General features: G+C 42.4%; 23 protein-coding genes. 16 read left to right on the forward strand and 7 right to left on the reverse strand.

All coding sequences use genetic code 11. From position 1 onward, the window contains the following. Positions 1-545: 545 nt before the first annotated feature. From GFB47_RS04785 to GFB47_RS04805, 5 genes are all read right to left on the reverse strand, one after another. Positions 546-1706 (reverse strand): ribosomal protein uL16 3-hydroxylase, encoded by a 1161-nt coding sequence (locus GFB47_RS04785; protein ID WP_153446928.1) that lies wholly within the window; start codon positions 1704-1706, stop codon positions 546-548. A gap of 191 nt (positions 1707-1897) precedes the next feature. Beyond that, positions 1898-3268: an adenylosuccinate lyase gene (gene purB, locus GFB47_RS04790; RefSeq protein ID WP_153446929.1), complete on the reverse strand. Its 1371-nt coding sequence runs from the start codon at positions 3266-3268 to the stop codon at positions 1898-1900. Between the two features lie 87 nt (positions 3269-3355). Then, a complete protein-coding gene (gene hflD, locus GFB47_RS04795; protein WP_153446930.1) occupies positions 3356-3973 on the reverse strand; it encodes a high frequency lysogenization protein HflD in 618 nt (205 codons plus the stop codon). Between the two features lie 65 nt (positions 3974-4038). After that, entirely contained in the window at positions 4039-5199 is a 1161-nt protein-coding gene (mnmA, locus tag GFB47_RS04800; protein ID WP_153446931.1) for a tRNA 2-thiouridine(34) synthase MnmA, read from the reverse strand. 108 nt (positions 5200-5307) lie between these two features. Next, positions 5308-6009: a pseudouridine synthase gene (locus GFB47_RS04805; RefSeq protein ID WP_153446932.1), complete on the reverse strand. Its 702-nt coding sequence runs from the start codon at positions 6007-6009 to the stop codon at positions 5308-5310. Positions 6010-6195: 186 nt separating this feature from the next. Here GFB47_RS04805 and GFB47_RS04810 point away from each other — a divergent pair, with 186 nt between their 5' ends. From GFB47_RS04810 to GFB47_RS04875, 14 genes are all read left to right on the forward strand, one after another. After that, positions 6196-7416, forward strand: a complete 1221-nt coding sequence (locus GFB47_RS04810) for a tyrosine-type recombinase/integrase (RefSeq protein WP_153446933.1) — start codon at positions 6196-6198, stop codon at positions 7414-7416. Then, positions 7413-7721: a hypothetical protein gene (locus GFB47_RS04815; protein ID WP_153446934.1), complete on the forward strand. Its 309-nt coding sequence runs from the start codon at positions 7413-7415 to the stop codon at positions 7719-7721. The genes GFB47_RS04810 and GFB47_RS04815 overlap by 4 nt, the downstream gene beginning before the upstream one ends. A 283-nt stretch (positions 7722-8004) precedes the next feature. Further along, positions 8005-8817, forward strand: coding sequence for a hypothetical protein (locus GFB47_RS04820; protein WP_153446935.1), 813 nt, complete (start codon positions 8005-8007; stop codon positions 8815-8817). 152 nt (positions 8818-8969) lie between these two features. Further along, entirely contained in the window at positions 8970-10817 is a 1848-nt protein-coding gene (locus GFB47_RS04825; RefSeq protein WP_153446936.1) for a hypothetical protein, read from the forward strand. Between the two features lie 591 nt (positions 10818-11408). Continuing rightward, positions 11409-11723 (forward strand): hypothetical protein, encoded by a 315-nt coding sequence (locus tag GFB47_RS04830; RefSeq protein WP_153446937.1) that lies wholly within the window; start codon positions 11409-11411, stop codon positions 11721-11723. Positions 11724-11725: 2 nt separating this feature from the next. Next, positions 11726-12490, forward strand: coding sequence for a hypothetical protein (locus GFB47_RS04835; RefSeq protein WP_153446938.1), 765 nt, complete (start codon positions 11726-11728; stop codon positions 12488-12490). A gap of 249 nt (positions 12491-12739) precedes the next feature. Further along, entirely contained in the window at positions 12740-13219 is a 480-nt protein-coding gene (locus GFB47_RS04840) for a hypothetical protein (protein WP_153446939.1), read from the forward strand. Then, on the forward strand, positions 13212-13547 hold the full coding sequence (locus GFB47_RS04845; RefSeq protein ID WP_153446940.1) for a hypothetical protein: 336 nt from the start codon (positions 13212-13214) through the stop codon (positions 13545-13547). Before GFB47_RS04840 ends, GFB47_RS04845 begins: the two co-directional genes overlap by 8 nt. Before the next feature lie 508 nt (positions 13548-14055). After that, positions 14056-14643, forward strand: a complete 588-nt coding sequence (locus GFB47_RS04850; protein ID WP_153446941.1) for an HK97 family phage prohead protease — start codon at positions 14056-14058, stop codon at positions 14641-14643. A 1-nt stretch (position 14644) separates the two neighbouring features. After that, a complete protein-coding gene (locus GFB47_RS04855; RefSeq protein ID WP_153446942.1) occupies positions 14645-14848 on the forward strand; it encodes a hypothetical protein in 204 nt (67 codons plus the stop codon). Then, on the forward strand, positions 14849-15106 hold the full coding sequence (locus tag GFB47_RS04860) for a hypothetical protein (protein WP_153446943.1): 258 nt from the start codon (positions 14849-14851) through the stop codon (positions 15104-15106). A gap of 37 nt (positions 15107-15143) precedes the next feature. Continuing rightward, positions 15144-16145 (forward strand): phage major capsid family protein, encoded by a 1002-nt coding sequence (locus tag GFB47_RS04865; RefSeq protein ID WP_153446944.1) that lies wholly within the window; start codon positions 15144-15146, stop codon positions 16143-16145. Between the two features lie 624 nt (positions 16146-16769). Further along, a complete protein-coding gene (locus GFB47_RS04870; RefSeq protein ID WP_153446945.1) occupies positions 16770-19010 on the forward strand; it encodes an NADP-dependent isocitrate dehydrogenase in 2241 nt (746 codons plus the stop codon). Between the two features lie 276 nt (positions 19011-19286). Further along, entirely contained in the window at positions 19287-19850 is a 564-nt protein-coding gene (locus tag GFB47_RS04875; protein WP_153446946.1) for an HD-GYP domain-containing protein, read from the forward strand. Positions 19851-19924: 74 nt separating this feature from the next. Here the strand turns inward: GFB47_RS04875 and cspD are convergent, their stop codons facing one another. Further along, a complete protein-coding gene (gene cspD, locus GFB47_RS04880; protein ID WP_153446947.1) occupies positions 19925-20143 on the reverse strand; it encodes a cold shock domain-containing protein CspD in 219 nt (72 codons plus the stop codon). A gap of 440 nt (positions 20144-20583) precedes the next feature. Between cspD and clpS the strand changes: the two genes are divergently transcribed. Next, positions 20584-20904 (forward strand): ATP-dependent Clp protease adapter ClpS, encoded by a 321-nt coding sequence (gene clpS, locus GFB47_RS04885; protein ID WP_153446948.1) that lies wholly within the window; start codon positions 20584-20586, stop codon positions 20902-20904. 100 nt (positions 20905-21004) lie between these two features. Further along, the gene (gene clpA / locus GFB47_RS04890) at positions 21005-23269 is read left to right on the forward strand and encodes an ATP-dependent Clp protease ATP-binding subunit ClpA (protein ID WP_153446949.1); all 2265 of its coding nucleotides are present in this window, start codon (positions 21005-21007) and stop codon (positions 23267-23269) included. A gap of 145 nt (positions 23270-23414) precedes the next feature. Here clpA and infA read toward each other — a convergent pair whose 3' ends face one another. After that, the gene (gene infA / locus GFB47_RS04895) at positions 23415-23633 is read right to left on the reverse strand and encodes a translation initiation factor IF-1 (RefSeq protein ID WP_001040192.1); all 219 of its coding nucleotides are present in this window, start codon (positions 23631-23633) and stop codon (positions 23415-23417) included. Positions 23634-23665 lie beyond the last annotated feature (32 nt).

Consider the following 23665-nt stretch of genomic DNA (forward strand, 5'->3'; position numbering starts at 1 on the left):
CCTCAAAAAAACACCAAAACAAGCAATATAAAATTTCAATCAGTGAAACTATTTTCATCAACACGAAAAACAAACGATCACAAAAGATCTCGCAAATAAATGCAAGTGATTGATTTTAATGGGTGGTTATTAATTCGGTCACAAATAAAAGATCACAAACGATCTCTAATGCATGCGCGCGAAAACAAGCAACCCTAATACCAACAAGGCTTGGGCGGGTGTTTATATTGAAAAGTAAAATTTCAAAAATAGAAGGCGGGGGAACAAAGAAAAGTGGCGGCATGAGTCATTAAAAAATGATAATTAATCGCCACTATATCGCCATTATTGATTTTTACATTGTGTAAGTGATTGATAGTAATCTCTTTAAATAATCGTTAATATTAAAGGAAATTACTTTCATTAGAATTCACTGTCCTGTGTTGGGTTTGTTCCATCTTAAAGAGATAAGTTCAAAAATAAAAGTGAGCGCGCTGATATTATTAGGCACGCTCACTTAATCGCTCGATTCTTTACCTAATCTTTATGTATTCAATATTGCAAGATCACTCAGTAAACCAATAACCACGGTTAAGCAACTTGATCAATAACTGCATTGCTTCAGGGAAGGCGGTTAATTGATTTAAAATTTTGTGATTAATCTCATCTTGCTCGGTAATAAACGGAATGAAGTTGAGCAAGCTTTCATTGAGTTCAAATACCTCACCATTAACAAAAAGAGTGAGCGGATTGTTTTCATGGTACAGCGCGCGTAAGCCTTGCACTTTAAATAGGCTTTCACCCGACTCAATATGCTGCATAAACTCATCAATATCCCACTCATCTTCAGGCTGAACAATATTGAGTTGATGGCGTGATTGGCTCAGCATGCAACCTAAGAAGTTATTTAATAATTCTGGTTGTTGCGAAGCTTTTTGCAGCATGGAAATCATGATGTCAGCATCCGCGGTTTGGATCATGCCGTGCTTATCTTGTGCTTTTTGTTCAGGGTTGTGCAGGTGAACATCGCCAAGATCGCAAGCTAATACGTAATCGGCAAAATTGCTGACCAGTTCTTGCTCTTTTGGTGAGCGGTAACCAACCGAATAGCTCATTGAGGCTTCTAAAGCATAGCCATCGTGTGGGAAACCCGGTGGAATGTATAAGATGTCGCCCGGCTCTAATACATCATCAATAATTGCATCAAAACCTTCGATTTGACGCAGCGCTGAATGGCGACACACTTCTTGATATTGGCCTTCATCTTTAGCGCCGACACGCCAATGACGCTTACCTAAGCCTTGGCAAATAAATACATCATATTGATCGATATGCGGACCAACGCCGCCATCTGGCATGGCAAAGCTCACCATTAAGTCATCAAATAACCAACCCGGCATGCTTTTAAATGGTGCCAGCATATCGTTGGCTTGTGGGTGCCAATGGTTACTAGCTTGCACGATCAAAGACCAGTTAGTTTCGCCAAGCTCGGCAAATTTTTCTTCGCTAAATGGGCCATGTTCAGCTTGCCAATCGTCATTTAAATTAGAAATAAAGCGCGAATCTATTTCTTCTTCCATCGCAAGGCCGGCTAATTCGTCTGGGCTGATTGGATCGACAAAACCTTCTTCTGGAGTATTAAAGAAGAGACCGCCTTTGATGATGGTCGGTTTTTTCTGCCAGTATTCAGCTAGAAATTCAGATAACGAAAATGATAATTGGTACATGGTAAGCCTTAGAAAAAGAGAAGCGAAACAGGGGCGCGATTGTAGCAGAAAAAGAAGAAAGGGAGTATTTATACCAATTAAAGTAATTATCAGATCATCTCATGACGTAGATTGATATTAGGGGCTGTTGAATTGAAAATAACAAAAAGGGCTAGCCTAAGCTAACCCTTTAGAAAGAAACGACGGTATAATTAAAGCTGATCAGTTAACTTTATTGCATCGCCAATGTAGTTAGCGGGTGTCATCAGTTTAAGACGCGCTTTTTCATCTTCAGGGATTTCTAGACCATCGATAAATGCACGCATGCCTTCGCCATCAACACGCTTACCACGAGTCAGTTCTTTTAACTTCTCGTAAGGTTTTTCAATACCGTAACGACGCATCACAGTTTGTACTGGTTCGGCTAATACTTCCCAGTTTTTATCTAGCTCTGCTTCTAGCGCGGCGCGGTTAACTTCAAGCTTGCTAATACCACGCATTACTGAAGAATAAGCGATTACTGCATAGCCACAACCAACGCCTAAGTTACGTAGAACGGTGGAGTCGGTAAGGTCGCGCTGCCAGCGGGAAATCGGCAGTTTTTGCGCCAAATGACCAAAGATAGCATTGGCCAAACCAAGGTTACCTTCTGAGTTTTCAAAATCGATTGGGTTAACTTTATGCGGCATGGTTGAAGAACCAATTTCGCCCGCAATCGTTCTTTGCTTAAAGTGACCCAGTGCAATGTAGCCCCAAATATCACGATCGAAATCGATCAAGATAGTGTTGAAACGTGCTATAGCATCGAATAACTCAGCAATGTAATCATGCGGTTCGATTTGAGTGGTGTATGGGTTCCAATCAACGCCAAGAGATTGAGTAATAAACTCTTCGCTGAATGAATGCCAATCAAGCTCTGGGTAGGCAGAGATGTGTGCGTTGTAGTTACCAACAGCGCCGTTGATTTTCGCTAGGATTTCAACGTTAGCGATTTGCTTGTATTGACGCTCCATACGGTATGCTACGTTAGCCATTTCTTTACCCATAGTAGAAGGTGAAGCAGGCTGGCCGTGGGTGCGAGACAATAAAGGAATATCACGGTATTCTACCGAAAGGCCTTTAATCGCATCAATCACAGTACGGATTTGCGGTAAGATCACTTGGTTGCGTGCTTCTTTAAGCATTAAAGCATGCGACGTGTTGTTGATATCTTCAGAAGTACAAGCAAAGTGAATGAATTCATTGACTGCGTGCAGTTCTGGCATTGCTGCCACTTTTTCTTTCAGGAAATACTCAACCGCTTTGACATCGTGGTTGGTGGTGCTTTCAATCGTTTTGATACGGTTAGCATCTTCTTCTGAGAAGTTAGCCGCTAGGTTATCAAGGTATTGATTGGCTTCATCACTAAAAGCTGGCACTTCTGCAATGGCTGCGGTGGCGGCAAGCTTTTGTAACCAGCGAATTTCAACGATAGTACGGTATTTAAGTAAACCGTACTCACTGAAGATTTCGCGTAACGCAATCGTTTTACTTCCGTAACGGCCGTCTACCGGTGAAACAGCAGTCAATGCTGACAACTCCATGTGGATCTCCTGAATTAAGTTTTAGTGTGTTTAAATTTGAGGTGAATTGGGTATTGGTTTTTCTTATTATTATGTTAATTAAGTTTTTTATGCACGCGCTAATAAAATTTTCGCTTGTTCGACCATTTTTTTGCGGCCTAACAATAAATGACGACGCTTACCGCCCACTTGACGCCACAATACCGCGCAACGCATGCCGGCTAATAATAGCGCTCGCACTTTATGTTGGTTAGTGGTTTGTTGTAATACGGCTGGCGTTCCCGCAATTTGAATGCGCGGGCCAACAGGGCTTATCACATCTAAATAGACGCTGGCTAAGTTGCTGATCATTTGGTCGTCGAGTAAATCGAAATGTTCGGTTTGGCGAGAGACGGTTTCTAGGCGATCGCCCAGTTGCGTCATGGCATCAGAACGAGCATTGAGCTTACGTTCTAGCGACATAATGCTGATAATGTAACGTGTCGCTTCGGTACCACTTGGGCTATTGTCGATGCCTTTAATTAAGGTTTCTAAGCCAAGTTTTAAATTGGATTCATCGCCAAACACATCTAAGGTGCTGCTTGGATTCATATTAACGATGGTTTTTAATGTTGCTTCAAACGCGTCGTCGTCACAATGCCCGTTTTTCGCCACCTGTTGAACAAGTGCGACGGCTTGGCAGATCCCTGCAAACGCTAAGGTACGGTCATAAAGTGTTTGTGCCACGTGTCGATCTCCAATTGAAACTTATAAATAGGGCCTCCGAATAGGAAGCCCAAAATGATAATGACTTAAAGTCGAGCCTCGATGATACCACCACCAAGGCAAACTTCGCCACTGTAGAACACCGCCGATTGTCCAGGGGTGACGGCAACTTGTGGTTGATCGAAAATAACTCGAATGCTTGGGTTATCTTCTGAAGTGGTTGCGTCCATCGGCTCAATGGTACAGGCAATGTCTTGTTGGCGGTAACGCGTTTTCACTGTGCAACGTAGCGGCTCGGTGATCGCCGTGCGATCAACCCAATCCAATTGAGCGGCGATTAAACCGGTTGATTTTAATAGTGGATGCTCGCCACCTTGAACTGCAATTAATACGTTCCGTTTTAAATCTTTTTCTGCAACATACCAAGGTTCTTCGTTACCACCGCCGCCTTTTTGGCCGCCAATGTGTAAACCTTTACGTTGGCCTAAGGTGTGGTACATCAAACCTTGATGCTCGCCAATCACTTGACCTTCTGGGGTTTCAATTTTACCGGGTTGCGCCGGTAAGTAACGTGATAAGAATTCAGTAAATTTGCGCTCACCAATAAAGCAGATGCCGGTAGAATCTTTTTTCTTGGCGGTGATCAAATCTTGCTCTTCAGCAATACGGCGAACTTCGGGCTTTTCAAGCTCACCGACAGGGAATAAACTGCGCGCCACTTGCTCATGGCTAAGGGTATATAAGAAGTAACTTTGATCTTTATTATTGTCGATGCCACGCAGCATTTTCGGCAAGATGCCAGCCGCTTGTTCTTCGACTGTCGGGAAGGTGCGACGCACATAATGACCCATCGCAATAAAATCGGCATCAAGTACTTCATCGGCAAATTCTAAGAAGGCTTTAAATTTGATTTCTTTGTTGCACAAAATATCAGGATTTGGAGTACGACCGGCTTTGTATTCGGCTAAGAAATACTCAAACACGTTGTCCCAATATTCAGCAGCAAAATTAATGGTATGTAAGTGGATACCGAGTTTGTCACATACAGCCTGAGCATCGGCTAGATCTTCCGCCGCAGTACAATATTCTTCGTTATCATCTTCTTCCCAATTTTTCATGAAAAGGCCTTCAACTTGATAGCCTTGCTGTTGAAGAAGGTAAGCTGAAACGGATGAATCTACACCACCGGACATTCCGACGATGACTTTTTTATCACTATTTGGGGACTTTTGGCTGTTATCTGACATGTATGACTACCACTTAATTTATCTGGGGCGAATTCTAACAGAAAGTTAGCAGTGGTTACACCTTTCTTAATGGCGATTTTGTTACGCTTAACCTAGGTAATATTGTCGTTATAACACTTGATATTGACCTGGCTGCAAGTCACCTAATGTCCAATCACCAATCGAATAACGAATTAAACGTAGGGTAGGGAAACCAATATTGGCGGTCATACGACGTACTTGACGATTACGCCCTTCAATAATGGTGATAGCAAGCCAAGTAGTTGGAATCGATGCACGAAAACGCACTGGCGGATCGCGCTCTTCAATGTGGGGTATCGGCATGAGTCCAACTTTAGCGGGCAAAGTCATACCATCTTTAAGTTCGACCCCACGGCGCAATTTATCGAGGTCACTCTCGCTTGGCGCACCTTCGACTTGAACCCAATAGGTTTTCGGTGATTTAGATTGTGGTTGGGTGATTTTAGCTTGCAAAATACCATCATTGGTGAGGATTAATAACCCTTCGCTATCACGATCTAAACGCCCCGCAGCATACACTTCTTTTATATCAATAAAATCGGCTAAGGTTTTGCGACCTTCACCGTCGGTAAACTGGCTTAAAGTGTCATAAGGCTTGTTAAATAAAACCACTTTACGTTCGGCGGCGCTTATTCTACGAGGTGCATTTTTATTCGGCGGCTTTTTTTTGAAAACGCGGGCTGAATTTTGCTTGTTGTTGGAACGGTTCGGTCGACCTTTAGTGGTCGGATGTGTTTGAATGTTATCCGAACCTTTTGATGCTTTATGGCTGCGTGATGGGGTCGACATGTTAAGTACCTTAAAAAATGTGTTGACTAAGTGAATGGGTAGGATATAACTAGAAACCTTGGTATTACTGGATTTATGGTTACTCGCGAGGATAGCCAGAAAGCAATAATTCAAACGTTTTTAACTATCGGATGTTACTTGACGTGTTACATGAAACACGAGTAACACGATCATCGAGGCGACACTATGAAGCTAATTAAGAAGCACTTAGACAGTATCGAACGCAACGGAAAGCTGGTGCAGTACACAGAAGAAAGCTTAACTTTTAGAATGACACCAAGCGGTCATAAAAGCTGGCAGTTTAGATACAAGTCACCAATCACTCACAAGATCCGACTACTTAAGATTGCAGATTATCACATTCTAACGATCACACAAGCACGCTCTATTTGTCGTGATTTATTGGCTCAAGTAGCGGAAGGGCGAGATCCGCACATATCGAAGGGCGGCAACATTCCGACGTTAAATGAATGTTTCGAACGCTGGTTAGTTGTTAGCAAGTTCAGCCGCACGACTGAGCGAACATATAGAAATATCTGGAGCAACCACTCGGGCTATGTAAAGAGTGCGTTATACACAAAGGTGGATAGACGTATGATCATAGACTATGCAAGGGCAAACATTGAATCACACGACTTGAAGCGATTTTTCTATACGATAATTGCAGGTGTCACGAAGTGGTGTGAATCTGAATATCTGGACTTAGATAGCTCACAATTTCAGGGATTGTTAAAGCTTGAACGTAAGCCCGACACAAAAGAGATGAAGTACATCACAGCCGACAGGTTGCCCGAGTTTATCAGCGGAGTAAGCAAATGCGGCTTAGATGATAATCGAAAGATAGCGACCTTGTTATTGTTAGTGTGGGGCGTTCGTATCCAGTCGTTGCTCAATATGAAGTGGAAGGATATAGATCTAGCTGGTGGAGTTGCGACGATATTCGAAACGAAGGTCAATACTGTCGTTAGAATTCACATGACAGAATTGATTAAAGGCTGGTTTGAGTCAATGCAGAACGGTAGACAGCAGCCAGATCATTATATATTTCACGCTAGACGTAACTTAGACAAGCCAAGGGATCGGCAGTTTATAACTAGTGTTTATGATGCGATAAACGAGACAGAGACGACCCCGCACCGATTGAGATACACGTTTTCGTCAATTCTGAATACAGCATCGTTCGACCCTTTAATGATAGAAACGTGTTTAAGTCATAAGGTAATGAGTGATATCAGTCGGATATATAACAAAGCGGATTACTTAGAACAGCGAAAGCCGCTTTATCAGTTTATGAGCGACCTTGTCCAATGCGGGGGGCACGTAGAACGTGTGGAAGCGGTAAGTGAAGTTAATAACCAAAGTGGGGCTGGTGCTGGTGGTTGGCGACAGAGAGGTATTGAGGTGTGATCAGGGTAATAGCATTACTTTTGTTTTGGTGGGCTGGTGGTGCAATGGCATCACCGGATTACAGTGTTTTGAAAGCGCATACTGGAGGGATCGCAGTTAATGAAAGCGGCACTACTGTTTTTAAATTGTCAGATGGAACCGAAAAGCCAGCCGTAAAAAAAGAGTGGCCGAGTGCAGCGCCAAAATTTGATAACTCAGTTAAGTTACCGCCAAAACCGCGCTGGTCAAGTTCCGGCACTGAAACGAAAACATACAATATACGCAAGATAAGCAGTCATAGTTATGAAGTGCGTACATATAATTAATCACACTTTTTTTACGATCTTATATAACTTTTGGTTATATTGTGGTGATGCGTTATACAGCCTACGTTTGACCTTTAAATCTACTTAATTTCATTTGAAAAATAAATGTTGACTATTCGATAATATTATTTATTAAAAATTGAATGTTGTTTTATTCTCTAATCTCAATCGAGACTTAGAGCGTTAAGATTAACCAGTTTTACAGAAGAGGTCGCGAGGCTGCTCTACTTTGCTAACGCATTGAGTCGAGCGGCCTTTTTTGTATCCGAAATAAGGCAAGGCAATGAAACTAACTAAAGAAGAAGCTGATGCTATAGAAGCCAAATACGGCAAACCAGAAAGCGTGGTGAACGGGTTCCCGCATTATCCGAGCAATCGCACAAAAACCAAGCTAACACACGGTCACGGCCTTAATGATGCCGATTACATGACACGGATAAACGTTATCGTTGGTGGCAAAAACAAGGTGATATGGGAACCTGCGTATGCCGTGTGGCGTAGCATGATGCAGCGGGCATATGACCCAAAATTCCACCAGCGTAGCCCTACTTACGTTGACGTAACCGTACACGAGGCTTGGCGCACATTCAGTAACTTTGAAGCGTGGCACCAAGTTAATGCAGTTGATGGTTTTGAACTCGATAAGGATATTTTAAAAATCAACAACAAAATCTATGCGCCTGAGTATTGCGTATTTATCCCTCAAGCAATTAACAGCCTACTTCTTGATAGTGGCGCGGCTCGTGGATCGTTACCTCAAGGGGTTTCGTTCAGTAAAGGCTGTAAGTCAAAGTCGTACCTAACCAATTGCAGCATCAACGGGAAGATAAAACACATCGGACGATTCCAAACTCCAACAGAAGCAGCTTTAGAATACTGGATTGCAAAATTTAAGATCGCAAACCAAACAATGAACGCCCACGGATTCGATATTAACAGCCGCGTAGGCCGTGCAGTTCGGAAACGTTTACTAGCCGAGATCAAGAAGTGGAACGCGGAATGGATTGAGATAATGCCGATGGAACCGGAGTACATGGAAGGGTTAGAACAAGAAATTTGCCGAAAAATTCAAGCAGAAATTAAGAAAGCCGCATAAAAAAAGCCACCTCGTTAAAGGTGGCTATTTCAACAAATAGACAAAGCAAGCTTATGAGGAATAACAATGAATATCTGCATTAGATAGTGGGGAATCCGCCCCATTACCAAAACGGAATAATCCGCTACAACAACGATATGAGTATATCATGAATGAATAATGAAAATAGCAACAATTTAAAAGTATCAGATCAAGAAAATAAAACACGAAAGGCCACCGGCGACAGCTTACCGATGGTGGACGGACGAGAGGCAGACCTCGTTCTCGATGATGGTTCGTTTATTATCAAGTATATAGAATTTAACACTGATGATACGCCATACGTTGCTTATGGTGCGTACAGTGAAGAGTGCGAGCTAATCGGTACTTATAATGCACGCGAAAACGAAGTAGAGGCCGAAGATCAATATCTGAGTGTTGAATCTGTCAAAGGTCTGTTTGAGATGAAGGAAGTAACGGACACCAAAAAGGCAGCAAGGGCAGCCAAAAACGAGGCGGAAGCCTTGGAACGAGTCGAGGAACGCAAACTACAAAAGCAGAATCTTCTCGCTGGTGGATTGGGGTTTGATACGTCCGAGATTTTCGCCCAGCTTGATCTTAATGGTATCGACTACCAAAAACCACCAGCGTTATTAGGTGCAATTTGCAAGGACATATACGCCACCAGTCGACGCCCATTGCTAGATTCATATCCGATTTATGGTTTACATGCCCTTTCATTGCTTGCCATTAAGCACGATATCACCGGCTTTGATGATGGTAAGCTGTCACTGTTAACTACCCTAGTTAGCCTTTCTGGTGCAGGTAAAGATACAGGTCAAGCATACGTTAAAGATTGCGCTGAACTGTTAGAACTTAACGACAAAGTGAACGACAAGCCACGATCGGATAAAAACGTAACGATTGATATCTTGACCAGGCAACGCTTTTTATATTTAGTCGATGAAGGACATTCACTACTAAACGCGATCGGTGATGGTGCGCAATCAAGCCAGCAAAATATCATGGCTGAGCTATTAAAGGGTGCAACAGACAAGCTATACATGCCATCGTCAATGCACGCAGCACAAGTGGCAGAAACCACACAAGCGAGTGTTAACAAGTTACTCAAACAGATCGCAGACATTGAGAATAAAGTCGCTCAAGATGGCGTATACACTGACGAACAGATCGCAGCAATGCAACACAATATTGATCATAAACTTAAGCCTAGGCTGGTGGCTTTAGAATCAATAATGGAAGGCTGCGAAAATGGCGTTAAGAACCCGATAGTAAGCCTTGCGCTTGCATCAACCCCAGAACGCCTAAGCGGTCAACTTGCTACCTATAAAACCATGCAAGATGGCTTTATGGCTCGTATGTTACTTAAATATACCCCAGAGCACCGCGAGGCACTACGGCCGCGTGAGGACGTAAAGAAGATTGACTATAAGCTTATCGTAACGGCTAACGCTGGTTGTAAGGCTCAAAAAGAACAAGGCAAGACCAGTACATTTGCAACAGACGAAGCCCTCGAATTTATTGATAAGTTATCGGATTTAATGGATCAAGATGAATACTTAAACCACCCAACAGCGGGCGCGTTATTTGCTCGCGTATCGCAGCATGTGAGCCGTATCGGTTCGATAATGGCACTTGGCGACCAAAACCTCAAAGTAACCTTGGAAATGGTTAAATGGGCTGCAGTCTTCACCCTTAATTCATTAGCTGACATTGCACTCATGGCGGGACAAAGCGAAATAGCGAAGGATAAGCGCGAAATAGTACAATTGCGTGATGGTGCGAAAGAGGAAATGATCTCGGCTAGGATTGTTAACACCCTTAACACTACGAAAGATAAAACAATGAAGAAGGGCAAGCTTAAGCAGCGCGTATTTAAGATAGGGGAACTGGACGCCAAGCAAGACGATAATATATGGAACGAAACGTTTAATTTTATGGTTTATGAAGGGGTGATCATATTTGATGATAAAACCAAGGATTGTACCCTTAGCAAATAGTTAAAATTTAACCAATTAATAGCGGCCTAACCGGTCGCTATTTTTTTGGCTGGTGGATGGTAAAAAGCTGGTGGATCACGCTGGTGGTCAATATCCCGACCAAAAACACAATATCCCGTCCTAAATATCCCGATTGTGGGGTGATATCCAAAACCGAAAGAATATCGGGATATCGGGAACGGGTGCGCGAATGAGAATTATTATCACCTTTATAGGTATATATATATATGATATATATACTATTTTTTTTATATATATTATTATATATAAACATTACTACTACTTTCTTTACTAATACCCCAATATCCCAAATATCCCCCCCTATATATTTTTTTTTCATTTAATAGAAAAATGATCTTTTTAGGCACTTTTTAGACCCCCCCCCACATACACATAGGGTATCGGATATCGGGGATATCGGGGTTATCGGGATATTTAGACCGATTTTAGCTGGTGGTTTTCCTTAGCAAAACCTCATATTCAATGAATAAAAAGACGCTGCTTTTGATGGTGTAATCACCTATGAACATGATAATCGCTCTAGCTATGGCGGTGATATAATAACCACATCGAAATTAATGGGGTTTGATCATGGTTGTGATTATCAATGTTGAAAACGTACTAGACGAAACGACACTAGACGGAGCTATCCGATCATTTATTGGAAATCTGAAATTTGCAGGTTTTGAGATTGATTTAAAGCGAGTCGTCAATATAAATCGAAAAGGCACGATCCAGCTTATCTCGCATTTTCATACGATCATGATGCGACAAGCTCTAGACGGAAGGCCACTTGTTGTTTGTGTCAAGAACGAGTATCAAGCAGTCGAAATGACGCGCCTATTTAAAGAAGAAGGATCGCAACGTGTCGAAGTGTTTACGCTCGAAAGCGCAGAGATACTTTGATCATGAGTTGGACTATTGAATCTGACACGACAACGGTTAGCCACAACGCTGGTCGAGGTATAACGGTCTTAGAACTGGCTGGTGATGTTTTAACGCCATCTGAGACCAACGCGACAGCAAGATACGCGATGCAGCTTGAACGACTCACACGCGGAGTTATAAGCCGAATATCAGCCCTAAACGCGATTGAGCATATCAGCAAGCAGTTAGACTCTTCGATGAAGCGTGAGTTTTACGCATACAACACAATCGCAGGGCTTGAGCGTCTAGCGCAGTGTGAAGTCGATAATGAAGCGATAGAGCCTGATCCTATCAAACGTTTGAATCATGCGATCGGTCGGCTTAGACATAAGCAAAAGAAAGCCACCAGCACCAAACGCAAACGGACGATTGCTGAGTCAATCATTGCACTACAGCGATATCGAGATAGCTTGAAAGAGGGTACAGAGAAATCGCTACCGATCAACCCAGAGTCAAGGCGTGAGGCATTGTTCAACGTTGGTATAGGTCGATATATTCAATCATGTAATCCACTGAGCCGAGGAGCATACCGAGGTTCTGCAATGATAGAGAGTAGTAATGTGATCGCAGTATTCAACAAGCAAGCGAAGCGCAACAGTGAGATCTTACGAATTAAGTTGAGCACAGATGATGCACCACCAGCACCAGTCAAAGGCCGCAACCTAGCCATGCCAATGCTATCACTTGAAGCTAGAGATCAGACAAGAATGATATTAGGTATGACCACCACCACCACCCCAACGTGAGCGCATCAAACAAGCGATTTAAACAACGATAACAAACAAGGCAAGCGGATGCCCTCCCGTGCTATTAACGCAATGTATAGGGGGCGTTTGGTGGCTCAGAATGGAAGAGGCGTGAACAAGCCAATCTTGTTCAGGAAATGTCAATTCGGTAATTTTCTGGGCGAATGTACTAGCTGACGAGTACGGTGGTCGGTATGGGGTGAGAAACGGCACTATACCAACATTTTTTTTAAATTTAAAGAGGTTTTTATGGCCGGTTTATATTCAGCCGCACAATTGCGAGCGATGGCGAAGAAATACGGTAGTGAAACACCGCAACAACTTCCACCGTTGGGCATGACGCTCGACAAGCAGGAGGCGGAACTCTATTCAATGCTAGTTCTCGAAGCCGAGCGCGAAGTTCTTGAGGTGGAGCGCGTTCTATTTGCTCAAATCGCGAAGACCCAAACTACGATCATTAAAATTGAAAAGTTTATCGGTAAGAAGATAGAAAACCGGTATGTGACCACACTGACCGGAGTTATCAAGCCGCACCCTGCGCTCGCTGACTTATCAAACGAGAAGAAGCTGCTACAAAGCTTTATCCGCCAATTAGCACTGACAGACGCAAACAACAACACAGCCGTTAGTCGAGCTAAAAAAGGGCGACAAATGGCACCACGCCAACAAAAAGAAGTTAAAACAAACGTGATTAATATCGACATGAAGGACGTGAAATTTAATGAATAAAGTTTTCCCAGAAGTGCGCCAACTGGCCGAAAATATTCCCAACCTCAAGCAGAACTTAGTCCGACTTGATAAAGCCAACGGGCGAGAATGGCAGATTTTACAAACTGCTGTGGCTGGTCACTATATCGTGATTAACAACCGTGAACTGATTAATCGCTTCGCAGCATTGCAGCTATCCAGTACGAACGATAGACGCTGGGGTGTGCAAATAGGCGAAACTAAGTATAGAGCCGAGAGCACCGAAGCCGAAAGAGGAATTTTCCTATTCGTGGGTGTCTTCATAAGGTGCCCAGATCAGCCGCTCACAATTGACGATTTGATAGGCTAGGCGATGAAGAGTAATCGAAATCGGAGTAAGGCAAGAAGGCGGATTTTCTACCATAGCCGTTCAGACAATTTCGGCAAATTGTCTGAACGTGGAATAGACCACGATCAGTAACTTTCGCGAAAGTTACTGAGTAGGCGCGGCAAATCAAGGGCTTGAGGCCGTATTTTTACTTTTGTCCAGACACTTTCGCGAAAGTGTCTGGGATAGACCACGTTCGGACATTTTCAATAAAATGTCCGACCTAAAGCAAAAGTGTGATGTTTGTCATATATTTTGACATCAAAAGTGCAGGAAATAGATCCTAAAGCAGCTTTTCGCTGTACATGGGTGATATAATGTACCACATAGGGTTAAGAAGTGGTGTCGCTGGCTCACGTCCTCGAAGGGTTCAACGTGAGTGGCTAGTTAGAAGTTATCAGGGTTAACGTTTTCTGCGTACGCTGCTTTGATTGCGAAACAGTGACACCACTTCTTAGCCTTAATTTTTAATCAATAGGATTTAAGCAAAATGAAATTCACACTAGATGCAATTGCGTCAAGCGCGGTTGTCGATTTGGACGGGGACATTATCGAAACCGATAGTTACAGTGTCGATGAGATGAACGACAGATCGATCCCAATCTTTTCATCACACGTTAGCGGTACCACGATCGGGTTCAACGAGGATTGGCGGCTAAGATATAGCGCAAAAGCGCAAGGCAATGTACTCGCAGTAAGTATGAATTTCGATGACCACTATGTGAACGGTGAGGAGTCACAAAAAGGGTTCGATAATGCAAAATCTGGTGCTTGGGATTGTACGTCAATAGGCTTTCAGAGTACGCCAGCAGATTATGATGTGATGAAAGATAAGAGCGGAAATTTTCAAGGATTGCGATTCAAGAAGATCCGAATTTTAGAGCTTAGCATCTGCGCAATCGGTTCCAACCCTCTCGCGAAAATTTTAAAAAGCGAAGAAGATATTGCCATTATGAAGCGCGTTAAAGAAATGAAAAACAATTCCCCAATTACTATCGCTCAAGCCGCGCGTTGTAAGGGCATTACTAAACGACAAGCCGCTATTGAGTGGCTCAAATCAATCGAACAAGGGGCTTAAAATGAGTCGACAAATCGTATTATTAAGCGGTGGCCAGCCAGCGTATGCAGTAAATAAAAGTGGAGCAGTGAAGTGTCTAGCACGTAATAAACACAGGACTGTTACTGATGCAGAGTTCACCCGCGAACTATCGAGTGGGCGTTATACATTGCGCGTTTTCAAAGGTTCGGATCTGACAATTGGCGAAATGTTGGAGCGTGTTTAAATGAACCCACTAATCACGAAACTAGACACGATCTATAAGCCGATTGTGAAAGGTAGCCAAGCTGAGCAATTAGGACTCACAGAGCAGCAAGCTGCCCGACCATTTATTACTCGTTACACATACGATGGAAAGGTCGGATATTACGGTCGTTTTTACGGCTCAACAATCGAGAGTGGCAGCACAAGCGGTCGTGATTGGGCGACACTGTGGAGCGATTGGAACGCTGACACAACAAACGTGCTAGTTACGACCATTTAGCACATCTTTTATATTAATTTTTCAGGAAGTAAAAACAATGAGTATTCAGCAAATTATTAAAGCAGCAGCTAACGCACAAGGCACGATTGGTTACTTTGCAAAAAGTGAAGTACCGATTAATGAAACTGGAACAGGAACCAACGCGGTATTAATTCAAGACCAGTTATCGAGCTTGATCACGCCCAATCAGCCAGCCAGTGCACTATCTCTATTTGCAGATGCAAGCGTCAAAACCGTCGATCTGAACAAGACAGCTTCAATCCCAATCAGTGGTGATATTGACGGATGCGGTTTTGTCGGTGAAGGCGAAATGATTCCTGTAGTCAAGGGAATAATCACGGCAAAACGCCTCGGGGCACAGCATAAACTTGCTTGTATCGCAAACGCCACACGCGAAAGTCTGGACGGCTCAAACGGTCAATTAGAGAGCTTTATCAGTCAGTTTGTCATTGGTCGCTCAATTAATCGCGCACTAGAGCAAAACTTGCTTTCAACGACTACTGAATCGACACGCAACCCAGTCGGATTGCTGGCAACGGGTTCTAACGTAGAAGTAGCAGCAACGGCAACAAATCGTGAGTCTATTTTCATTGATGAAATCGGCAAGAAATTAGCATTCAACCAGAAAGTATTTATCGTGGTGCCACCAGCTTTGCTAGGTTTTGCAATGGTTGCGCTGAATAAGAACTTGATCAGTTCTGAATTGTTTGAACTGCTACCAAGTGCAGAGTGCGCAGATGACAACATTCTGATAATTGGTAATAATGATTTAGTCGGTGCGGCTGATGGTAATTCACTTGAGATTATCGCAGATAAACAAACAGCGATCGTACAACTTGACGGGAACGACCCAGCACCAAAATTGGTTGCTCGTGGTTCCAATGCTGGTGGTCTTGCTAAGTATGCCCAACAAACTGGCGTATCAATCACAAGCGGTCTGCAACAAGAAATCGTAAGTTACAAAGCACAATTGAATATTTCATACGAGTTAATCACTCCGGTGACATTGATTAAAGTCGCACCGAGTACCAACCCATAATAACTTGTTGTAACTTGCATACAAGGCTATCCATTCGGGTAGCCTTTTTTATTGGAACCGAACAAAAGGAGAGAGATTGCTATTTTTGAGGTCTAGAATAAAAAAAATTTTCCCAGAGAAAACCCCAGATCTGGAAATAAAGTCGTTTTTCGACTTTTGGCAAGTTGGCTAAAAAAAAAGGTAAATAAATCTAAAGATGATATTCATCACAGATCCGCAATGTTACCCCACATGTCACTTGGGCGTTATTTGGAGTGGTTAAAGCATTGATATTAAATGAAGTTATGAGGGTTAGAAAGTATAAGTACCTTGCAAAAATGTAAACAAAATTAGAGCCTAAGTTTTACTAAAATAGGATTTAAGCTATTATGGTGCGCGCTGAAAACATAATAACAGACTCAATCATTAAGTTTGTTTAAATTCGTCTGAGACAGATCAGAAAGAATACATAACAAAAATTACGTCAGCTTAGCGATAGATTCTAACCCAGATTTTATAACGCAAGAAGGCCATCACGAGGAGAGGATGGATCTCCCAACGATCCCCTCTAGAGACCACTGCTTATTTGCTTCAAACTCTCTGTTTGAAATGCATCGCGGTTCGATAAATATATAGGGAAATTTAATGCCTACTCAAAACACAGATAAACAGCCAACTATTATTTATACCATTACTGATGAAGCTCCAGCTTTGGCAACGCATTCATTATTGCCAATTATTCGTGCTTTTACGGCTTCTTCAGGCATTGCGGTTGATACTCGTGATATCTCACTGGCGGGTCGTATTATTGCTAATTTCCCAGAGTACTTAACCGAAGACCAACGTATTGGTGATGCTCTGACGGAATTAGGTTTGCTGGCCAACACGCCAGAAGCCAACATTATTAAATTGCCAAACGTGTCGGCTTCTATTCCGCAATTGCGCGCTGCGATTAAAGAACTGCAAGCGAAAGGTTATGCGCTACCAAATTACCCTGATGAGCCCAAAACAGACGAAGAACGTTTAATTCAAGAAACGTATGGCAAAATCAAAGGCAGTGCGGTTAACCCAGTATTGCGTGAAGGTAACTCTGATCGTCGTGCGCCACTATCGGTTAAAAACTATGCCAAGAAAAACCCACATTCAATGGGAGCTTGGGCATCAGATTCAACCTCACATGTTGCCAGCATGACAGAGCAAGATTTTTACGGCAGCGAAAAGTCAGTCACAATTAATGGCGCAACATCGGTTCGTATTGAACATGTTGATGCGGCCGGCAATGTGGAAGTACTAAAATCAGAATTCCCATTATTGGATAAAGAAATCATTGATGCCGCGGTGTTAAACAAAGCAGCATTGGTCGATTTTTATGAAAAAGAAATTTCGGCGGCTAAAGAGCAGGGCATTTTGCTTTCTCTGCATTTAAAAGCCACCATGATGAAAGTATCGGATCCAGTGATCTTTGGTTATGCGGTCAAAGTGTATTACAAAGATGTTTTCGCTAAATACGGACGCTTATTTGAAGAATTAGGCGTGGATGTCAACAATGGTTTGGGCGATGTTTACAGTAAGATTGAATCTTTACCAGCCGATCAAAAACAAGAAATTGAACAAGCGATCCAAGCGGTTTACGCAACACGCCCTGCGCTTGCCATGGTCGATTCTGATCGCGGCATTACTAACCTACATGTACCAAGTGATGTGATTGTCGATGCCTCGATGCCCGCTATGCTGCGTTCATCGGGTAAAATGTGGAATAACGATGGTCAGCTACAAGATACTAAAGCGATGATCCCAGACCGTTCTTACGCTGGTGTTTATCAAGCGGTAATTGACTTTTGTAAACAGCATGGTGCATTCGATCCAACCACTATGGGCAGTGTGCCGAACGTAGGTCTAATGGCGCAAAAAGCCGAAGAATACGGTTCACATGATAAAACCTTTGCAGCCAAACAAGCCGGTACCATTCGCGTCGTCGATAGCAACGGAACGGCGCTGTTAACACAAGAAGTGCAACAAGGTGATATCTTCCGCATGTGCCAAGTGAAAGATGCACCTATTCTAGATTGGGTGAAACTGGCAGTGACACGGGCGCGTGCATCGGGCGTTCCGGCTATTTTCTGGTTAGATGAAAATCGTGCGCATGATGCAGAGTTAATCAAAAAAGTGAATGCTTATTTGCCAACCTTTGATATCGATGGTCTCGACATTAAGATCCTTGAGCCAGTAGCGGCAACCAACTACTCACTTGAGCGCATTAAAGAAGGTTTAGATACTATCTCGGTGACCGGCAACGTATTACGTGATTATCTCACTGATTTATTCCCAATTCTTGAGCTTGGAACTTCAGCTAAAATGCTGTCGATTGTTCCGCTTATGAATGGTGGTGGTTTATTTGAAACTGGTGCTGGTGGTTCTGCGCCTAAACACGTTCAGCAAGTGGAAAAAGAAAATCACTTACGTTGGGATTCATTAGGTGAGTTCTTGGCATTAGCGGCTTCATTGGAGCACTTAAGTACTGTTACCGGCAATGCGAAAGCGAAAGTCCTTGCCGATGCGTTAGATAAGGCAACGGGTCAGTTCTTAGATGAGAACAAATCACCGTCGCGTAAAGTGGGCGAGCTTGATAACCGTGGTAGCCATTTCTTCCTTGCCACATTCTGGGCCAAAGCACTGGCAGAGCAATCAGCCGATCCAGAGTTGGCACAACAATTTACTTCGATTGCAACTGAATTAGCTCAAGGTGAAACGACGATTGTGGCAGAGCTGAACAATGCTCAAGGCGCACCGGGGGATTTAGGTGGTTACTACTTTTTTGACGATGTTAAAGTTTCTCAGTTAATGCGAGCATCGAAAACATTGAATGCCATTATTGATAATATCTAACCTCAAAATAGGCTGAAATAGTATTGACCATCCTAAAAAGCAGCTTATAATGAACTGCTTTTTTTTTGATGAGAATTAAGTGTTTTCAATTACAGTTATCGAATATTTCAGTAGCAGGAATGACCAGATAATAGTGAAGGTTAGTATAATATTCATGGGCTTTATATTTACGCTTATAATTAAGCGATTCTGCGAACAAATATTTTCAAGTGAGATGGTGATCGTGTTATGACCAAAGCGTATTTAGATTTTGATTCTTCAATCTACTAACAGCATATTTTAAATACTATAAAATATACCGAGAGCTTGGTTAAAGAGTTATCAAAGTCAGATGCCAGTATTAATACAGTTTTTTCAGCCGCCGTTGTCTTAGGCTCTGCTTGGCATGATATTGGTAAAAAGTTTGTGCCTACAGAAGTGCTAAGAAGCTCCAATAAACTGACTGAGCCCGAATTTTCGGTAATGAAACAACATTCACAACTTGGTTTTGACTTTTTTAAAACGGTTAAAAGTGATTACGATCTGGATACTCAAAAGATCATAAGTGATGTTATTTTATATCATCATGAGCGATACGATGGTTCAGGTTATCCTGCCGGTTTAATGGGTAGCGATATACCACTTAGTGCTCGAATTGTTGCGGTTACCGATGTATTTGAAGCATTAAACTCTTCGTGTCGAACCTATAAATGCCAATATAGTTTTGAACAATCGAAAACAACCATTGTCGAGGGAAGGGGAACTTTGTTTGATCCTATTGTAGTTGATGCTTTTTTAGCGATTGCTTCAGAATGGGAAAAAATTCTATATTTCACTTGTTGCCCAGGCAAGTGTACTTAATTTAGATAAAGTGACAGACAAAATAAAAGCGACATAATTGCCGCTCAAAAAGAAGATAATTGCTACTACGGCTATTATTTACTTTGGTCTTCGACCGGCATGACTAAGCTTGCATGAGACCCTTTAGGTCCACTTTCCACTTCATAGGATACTTGTTGGCCAGCTTTTAGTGTGCGGTAACCATCCATCTTTATTGTGGAGTAGTGAGCAAAGATATCGCCTTCCTCTCCTTCAGGGCAAATGAATCCAAATCCTTTGGCATTGTTAAACCATTTAACTGTTCCTGTAGCCATGCTGTACATCCCTCATGCTTTTTAACGAAGATCACGGTTAATTTTTTAACCACTCAGCACATAATTTAGACAATCATTGCTAACAGTCAATAGTTTTGAGTGATAATTGCCCGATGAATAGCAAAATAACAGAGGTCGATTTAACTTTTCATTAACTATTGATGTTGTGATAGGTACTTTTTATATAAGCACGTTCTGAATTTTGGTTGTTTTTTGAGCGAATTAGTTGCGAGATTTTACCAATAGTGATCTTTTATTTGCAGGGATGGCATTGGTGCATTAGTCTCTTAATTAGAAGGGAATTTGATTGGTCTGTTTCAACAAGATTATTGCAGCAAGGTGGCCGCCAGTTTTTAATGTGAACCGATAGCTATAATCAACCAGCTTTGGCCCAACCAGCTAAACCAATCATTAAAGTAGTAAATAAGTAGAATTTTATAATGAGTAATCAATACCAATGGTCAGCACCGGGTCTCGACCTTCTAGAACATGAAAAGACGAAAGTTAAACCGCCGGCGATGTATAACGTGATCTTGAATAACGACGATTACACACCGATGGATTTTGTTATCGAAATTTTGAATCGATTTTTCTCCATGGATTTGGAGAGCGCAACTCAAGTGATGTTGAAAGTACATTTTGATGGTAAAGCAATTTGCGGCACATTTACGGCTGAAGTTGCTGAAACGAAAGTCATGCAGGTTTCAATGCATGCCAAACAAAATGATCATCCTTTGTTGTGCACAATGGAACAGGTGTAAACCTGGCTAAGACTTAGCTTAGCTGTTTTGATTAGATTGGGTCTGAAACAAGCTCAGTCTAAACAGGTAGTAAAGTGAGTTGTTCTTTGGGGAGATAGCTATGCTAAATAAAGAATTAGAAACAAGCTTGAACGGGGCATTCGTACGTGCCAGAGAAAAGCGCCATGAGTTTATGACCGTAGAGCATCTTCTATTGGCATTGCTCGATAACCCATCAGCCAATGAAGCTTTATCTGCTTGCCAAGCCGATATTGATATCTTGCGCCAAGAGCTTGATATTTTTATTGATCAAACTACACCGCTGATTGTAGAAGCGGATGAAGAGCGTGAAACTCAACCTACGCTTAGTTTTCAACGCGTGTTACAACGAGCTGTTTTTCATGTGCAATCTTCGGGTCGTAGCGAAGTAGCAGGCGCAAACGTATTGGTCGCGATCTTCAGCGAGCAAGAATCTCACGCCGCTTACTTATTAAAGAAAAATGATATTAGTCGTTTAGATATTGTTAATTTCATCTCTCATGGCATCCGTAAAAATGATGCTGACACGGGTGCGGATTCGCCTCACTCTCTTAATGAAGATCAAGCTCAAGATAATAACTCAGAAGAAAGGTTGGATAGCTTTGCCACTAACCTCAATGAAGTAGCGAAAAAAGGCCAAATAGATCCATTGATCGGTCGTGATCATGAACTTGAAAGAACCATTCAAGTATTGTGTCGCCGTCGTAAAAACAACCCATTACTGGTCGGTGAAGCTGGTGTGGGGAAAACGGCGATTGCGGAAGGGCTCGCTTGGCGTATTATTGAAGGACAAGTGCCAGATGTGATCAAAGATAGTGTGATTTATTCATTGGATATTGGCTCGCTTCTGGCGGGAACAAAATATCGAGGTGATTTTGAAAAACGCTTTAAAGCCATTTTAAAGCAGCTTGAGAAAGAAGAAGACAGTATTCTATTTATTGATGAAATTCATACCATTATCGGTGCTGGCGCTGCATCTGGTGGACAAGTTGATGCCGCGAACTTAATTAAACCATTATTAAGTAATGGTAAGTTGCGCTGTATCGGTTCGACCACGTATCAAGAATTTAATACTATTTTTGAAAAAGAAAGAGCACTAGCACGTCGCTTCCAAAAGATTGATATTTTAGAGCCATCGATTGACGATACCACCAAGATTTTGATTGGTTTGAAATCGAAATATGAAGAACATCATGACGTGCGCTTTAGTAATAAAGCATTGCGTGCTGCGGTTGAACTGTCGGCTAAGTACATTAACGAGCGCCATTTACCAGATAAAGCCATCGATGTAATGGATGAAGCGGGCGCACGTTGTCGTTTAGCGCCAGTTAATAAGCGTAAGAAAACCGTCAATGTCGCGGATATTGAATCTATTGTGGCTAAAATGGCGCGTATTCCAGAAAAATCAGTGTCATCTTCAGATAAAGAGGTATTAGCCAAACTTGATAGCCGCCTCAAAATGTTGGTATTTGGACAAGATCCTGCCATTGATGTGCTGTGTGAGGCGATTAAGCTCACGAGGGCAGGTTTAGGGCATGAACATCAACCGGTTGGGTCATTCTTGTTTGCGGGGCCTACCGGTGTCGGTAAAACGGAAGTGACCGTGCAGTTGTCTAAGTTACTTGGAGTGGAATTATTGCGCTTTGATATGTCTGAATACGGCGAACGTCATTCAGTCAGTCGTTTAATTGGCGCGCCTCCAGGTTATGTTGGTTATGATCAAGGTGGCCAACTGACTGATGCGGTGATCAAACATCCTCATTCAGTCGTACTGCTAGATGAGATTGAAAAAGCTCACGGTGATGTATTTAACTTGTTATTACAAGTGATGGATAACGGCACCTTAACCGATAACAATGGCCGAAAAGCCGATTTCCGCAATGTTATTTTAGTGATGACAACCAATGCAGGCGTTAAAGAAACTGAGCGTCAATCGATTGGTCTTATTCAACAAGACAGCAGCCATGATGCGATGTCGGAAATCAAAAAACTATTTACGCCAGAGTTTAGAAACCGTTTAGACAACATCATTTGGTTTAATAGCTTGAGTGAAAGCATGATCTATCAAGTGGTTGATAAGTTTATTGTTGAACTGCAAGCGCAATTAGATGTGCGTGGCGTGTCGATGGAGGTATCAGAAGATGCTCGTCATTGGTTAGCGCATTTAGGCTATGACAAAACGATGGGGGCTCGTCCTATGGGGCGCGTGATCCAAGATAAACTGAAAAAGCCATTGGCCAATGAACTGTTGTTTGGTTCGCTAGTGGGGGGCGGTACGGTAAAAATTGGCTTGAAAGACGATAAATTAGAATTTATCTATTCAAATCAAGAAGAAGCGGTACATTAAGCACAATATAAGCCTATTTGTAAGGCACTTGCCGTAACAGTGAAGAGGCAAGTAAGGCATAAAAAAACCGAAGCTCATGGCTTCGGTTTTTTAATTAGGTCAATTCGATAATGTTAAATCATCAAATTATCATCGTAATGGATGATTAACGAGCACGGAAGACGATGCGGCCTTTAGAGAGATCGTAAGGAGTCATCTCTACAGTTACTTTGTCACCCGTAAGAATACGAATGTAGTTTTTGCGCATTTTACCAGAAATGTGAGCAGTCACAACGTGACCATTTTCTAATTCAACACGGAACATAGTGTTTGGTAATGTGTCAAGGACAGTGCCTTGCATCTCAATTACGTCTTCTTTTGCCATTTAATCCTCTTACCGAAACTTGGCTTATTTTT

It is taken from the genome of Vibrio algicola (genome assembly GCF_009601765.2).
Lineage (GTDB): Bacteria > Pseudomonadota > Gammaproteobacteria > Enterobacterales > Vibrionaceae > Vibrio > Vibrio algicola.

Bases quoted from the DNA above. Each gene is read 5' to 3' on its own strand.
- GFB47_RS04785 (WP_153446928.1), bottom strand. From the start codon at position 1,706: ATGTACCAATTATCATTTTCGTTATCTGAATTTCTAGCTGAATACTGG.
- purB (WP_153446929.1), bottom strand. From the start codon at position 3,268: ATGGAGTTGTCAGCATTGACTGCTGTTTCACCGGTAGACGGCCGTTAC.
- mnmA (WP_153446931.1), bottom strand. From the start codon at position 5,199: ATGTCAGATAACAGCCAAAAGTCCCCAAATAGTGATAAAAAAGTCATC.
- GFB47_RS04805 (WP_153446932.1), bottom strand. From the start codon at position 6,009: ATGTCGACCCCATCACGCAGCCATAAAGCATCAAAAGGTTCGGATAAC.
- GFB47_RS04810 (WP_153446933.1), top strand. From the start codon at position 6,196: ATGAAGCTAATTAAGAAGCACTTAGACAGTATCGAACGCAACGGAAAG.
- GFB47_RS04820 (WP_153446935.1), top strand. From the start codon at position 8,005: ATGAAACTAACTAAAGAAGAAGCTGATGCTATAGAAGCCAAATACGGC.
- GFB47_RS04825 (WP_153446936.1), top strand. From the start codon at position 8,970: ATGAATAATGAAAATAGCAACAATTTAAAAGTATCAGATCAAGAAAAT.
- GFB47_RS04830 (WP_153446937.1), top strand. From the start codon at position 11,409: ATGGTTGTGATTATCAATGTTGAAAACGTACTAGACGAAACGACACTA.
- GFB47_RS04835 (WP_153446938.1), top strand. From the start codon at position 11,726: ATGAGTTGGACTATTGAATCTGACACGACAACGGTTAGCCACAACGCT.
- GFB47_RS04840 (WP_153446939.1), top strand. From the start codon at position 12,740: ATGGCCGGTTTATATTCAGCCGCACAATTGCGAGCGATGGCGAAGAAA.
- GFB47_RS04845 (WP_153446940.1), top strand. From the start codon at position 13,212: ATGAATAAAGTTTTCCCAGAAGTGCGCCAACTGGCCGAAAATATTCCC.
- GFB47_RS04850 (WP_153446941.1), top strand. From the start codon at position 14,056: ATGAAATTCACACTAGATGCAATTGCGTCAAGCGCGGTTGTCGATTTG.
- GFB47_RS04855 (WP_153446942.1), top strand. From the start codon at position 14,645: ATGAGTCGACAAATCGTATTATTAAGCGGTGGCCAGCCAGCGTATGCA.
- GFB47_RS04860 (WP_153446943.1), top strand. From the start codon at position 14,849: ATGAACCCACTAATCACGAAACTAGACACGATCTATAAGCCGATTGTG.
- GFB47_RS04865 (WP_153446944.1), top strand. From the start codon at position 15,144: ATGAGTATTCAGCAAATTATTAAAGCAGCAGCTAACGCACAAGGCACG.
- GFB47_RS04870 (WP_153446945.1), top strand. From the start codon at position 16,770: ATGCCTACTCAAAACACAGATAAACAGCCAACTATTATTTATACCATT.
- cspD (WP_153446947.1), bottom strand. From the start codon at position 20,143: ATGGCTACAGGAACAGTTAAATGGTTTAACAATGCCAAAGGATTTGGA.
- clpS (WP_153446948.1), top strand. From the start codon at position 20,584: ATGAGTAATCAATACCAATGGTCAGCACCGGGTCTCGACCTTCTAGAA.
- clpA (WP_153446949.1), top strand. From the start codon at position 21,005: ATGCTAAATAAAGAATTAGAAACAAGCTTGAACGGGGCATTCGTACGT.
- infA (WP_001040192.1), bottom strand. From the start codon at position 23,633: ATGGCAAAAGAAGACGTAATTGAGATGCAAGGCACTGTCCTTGACACA.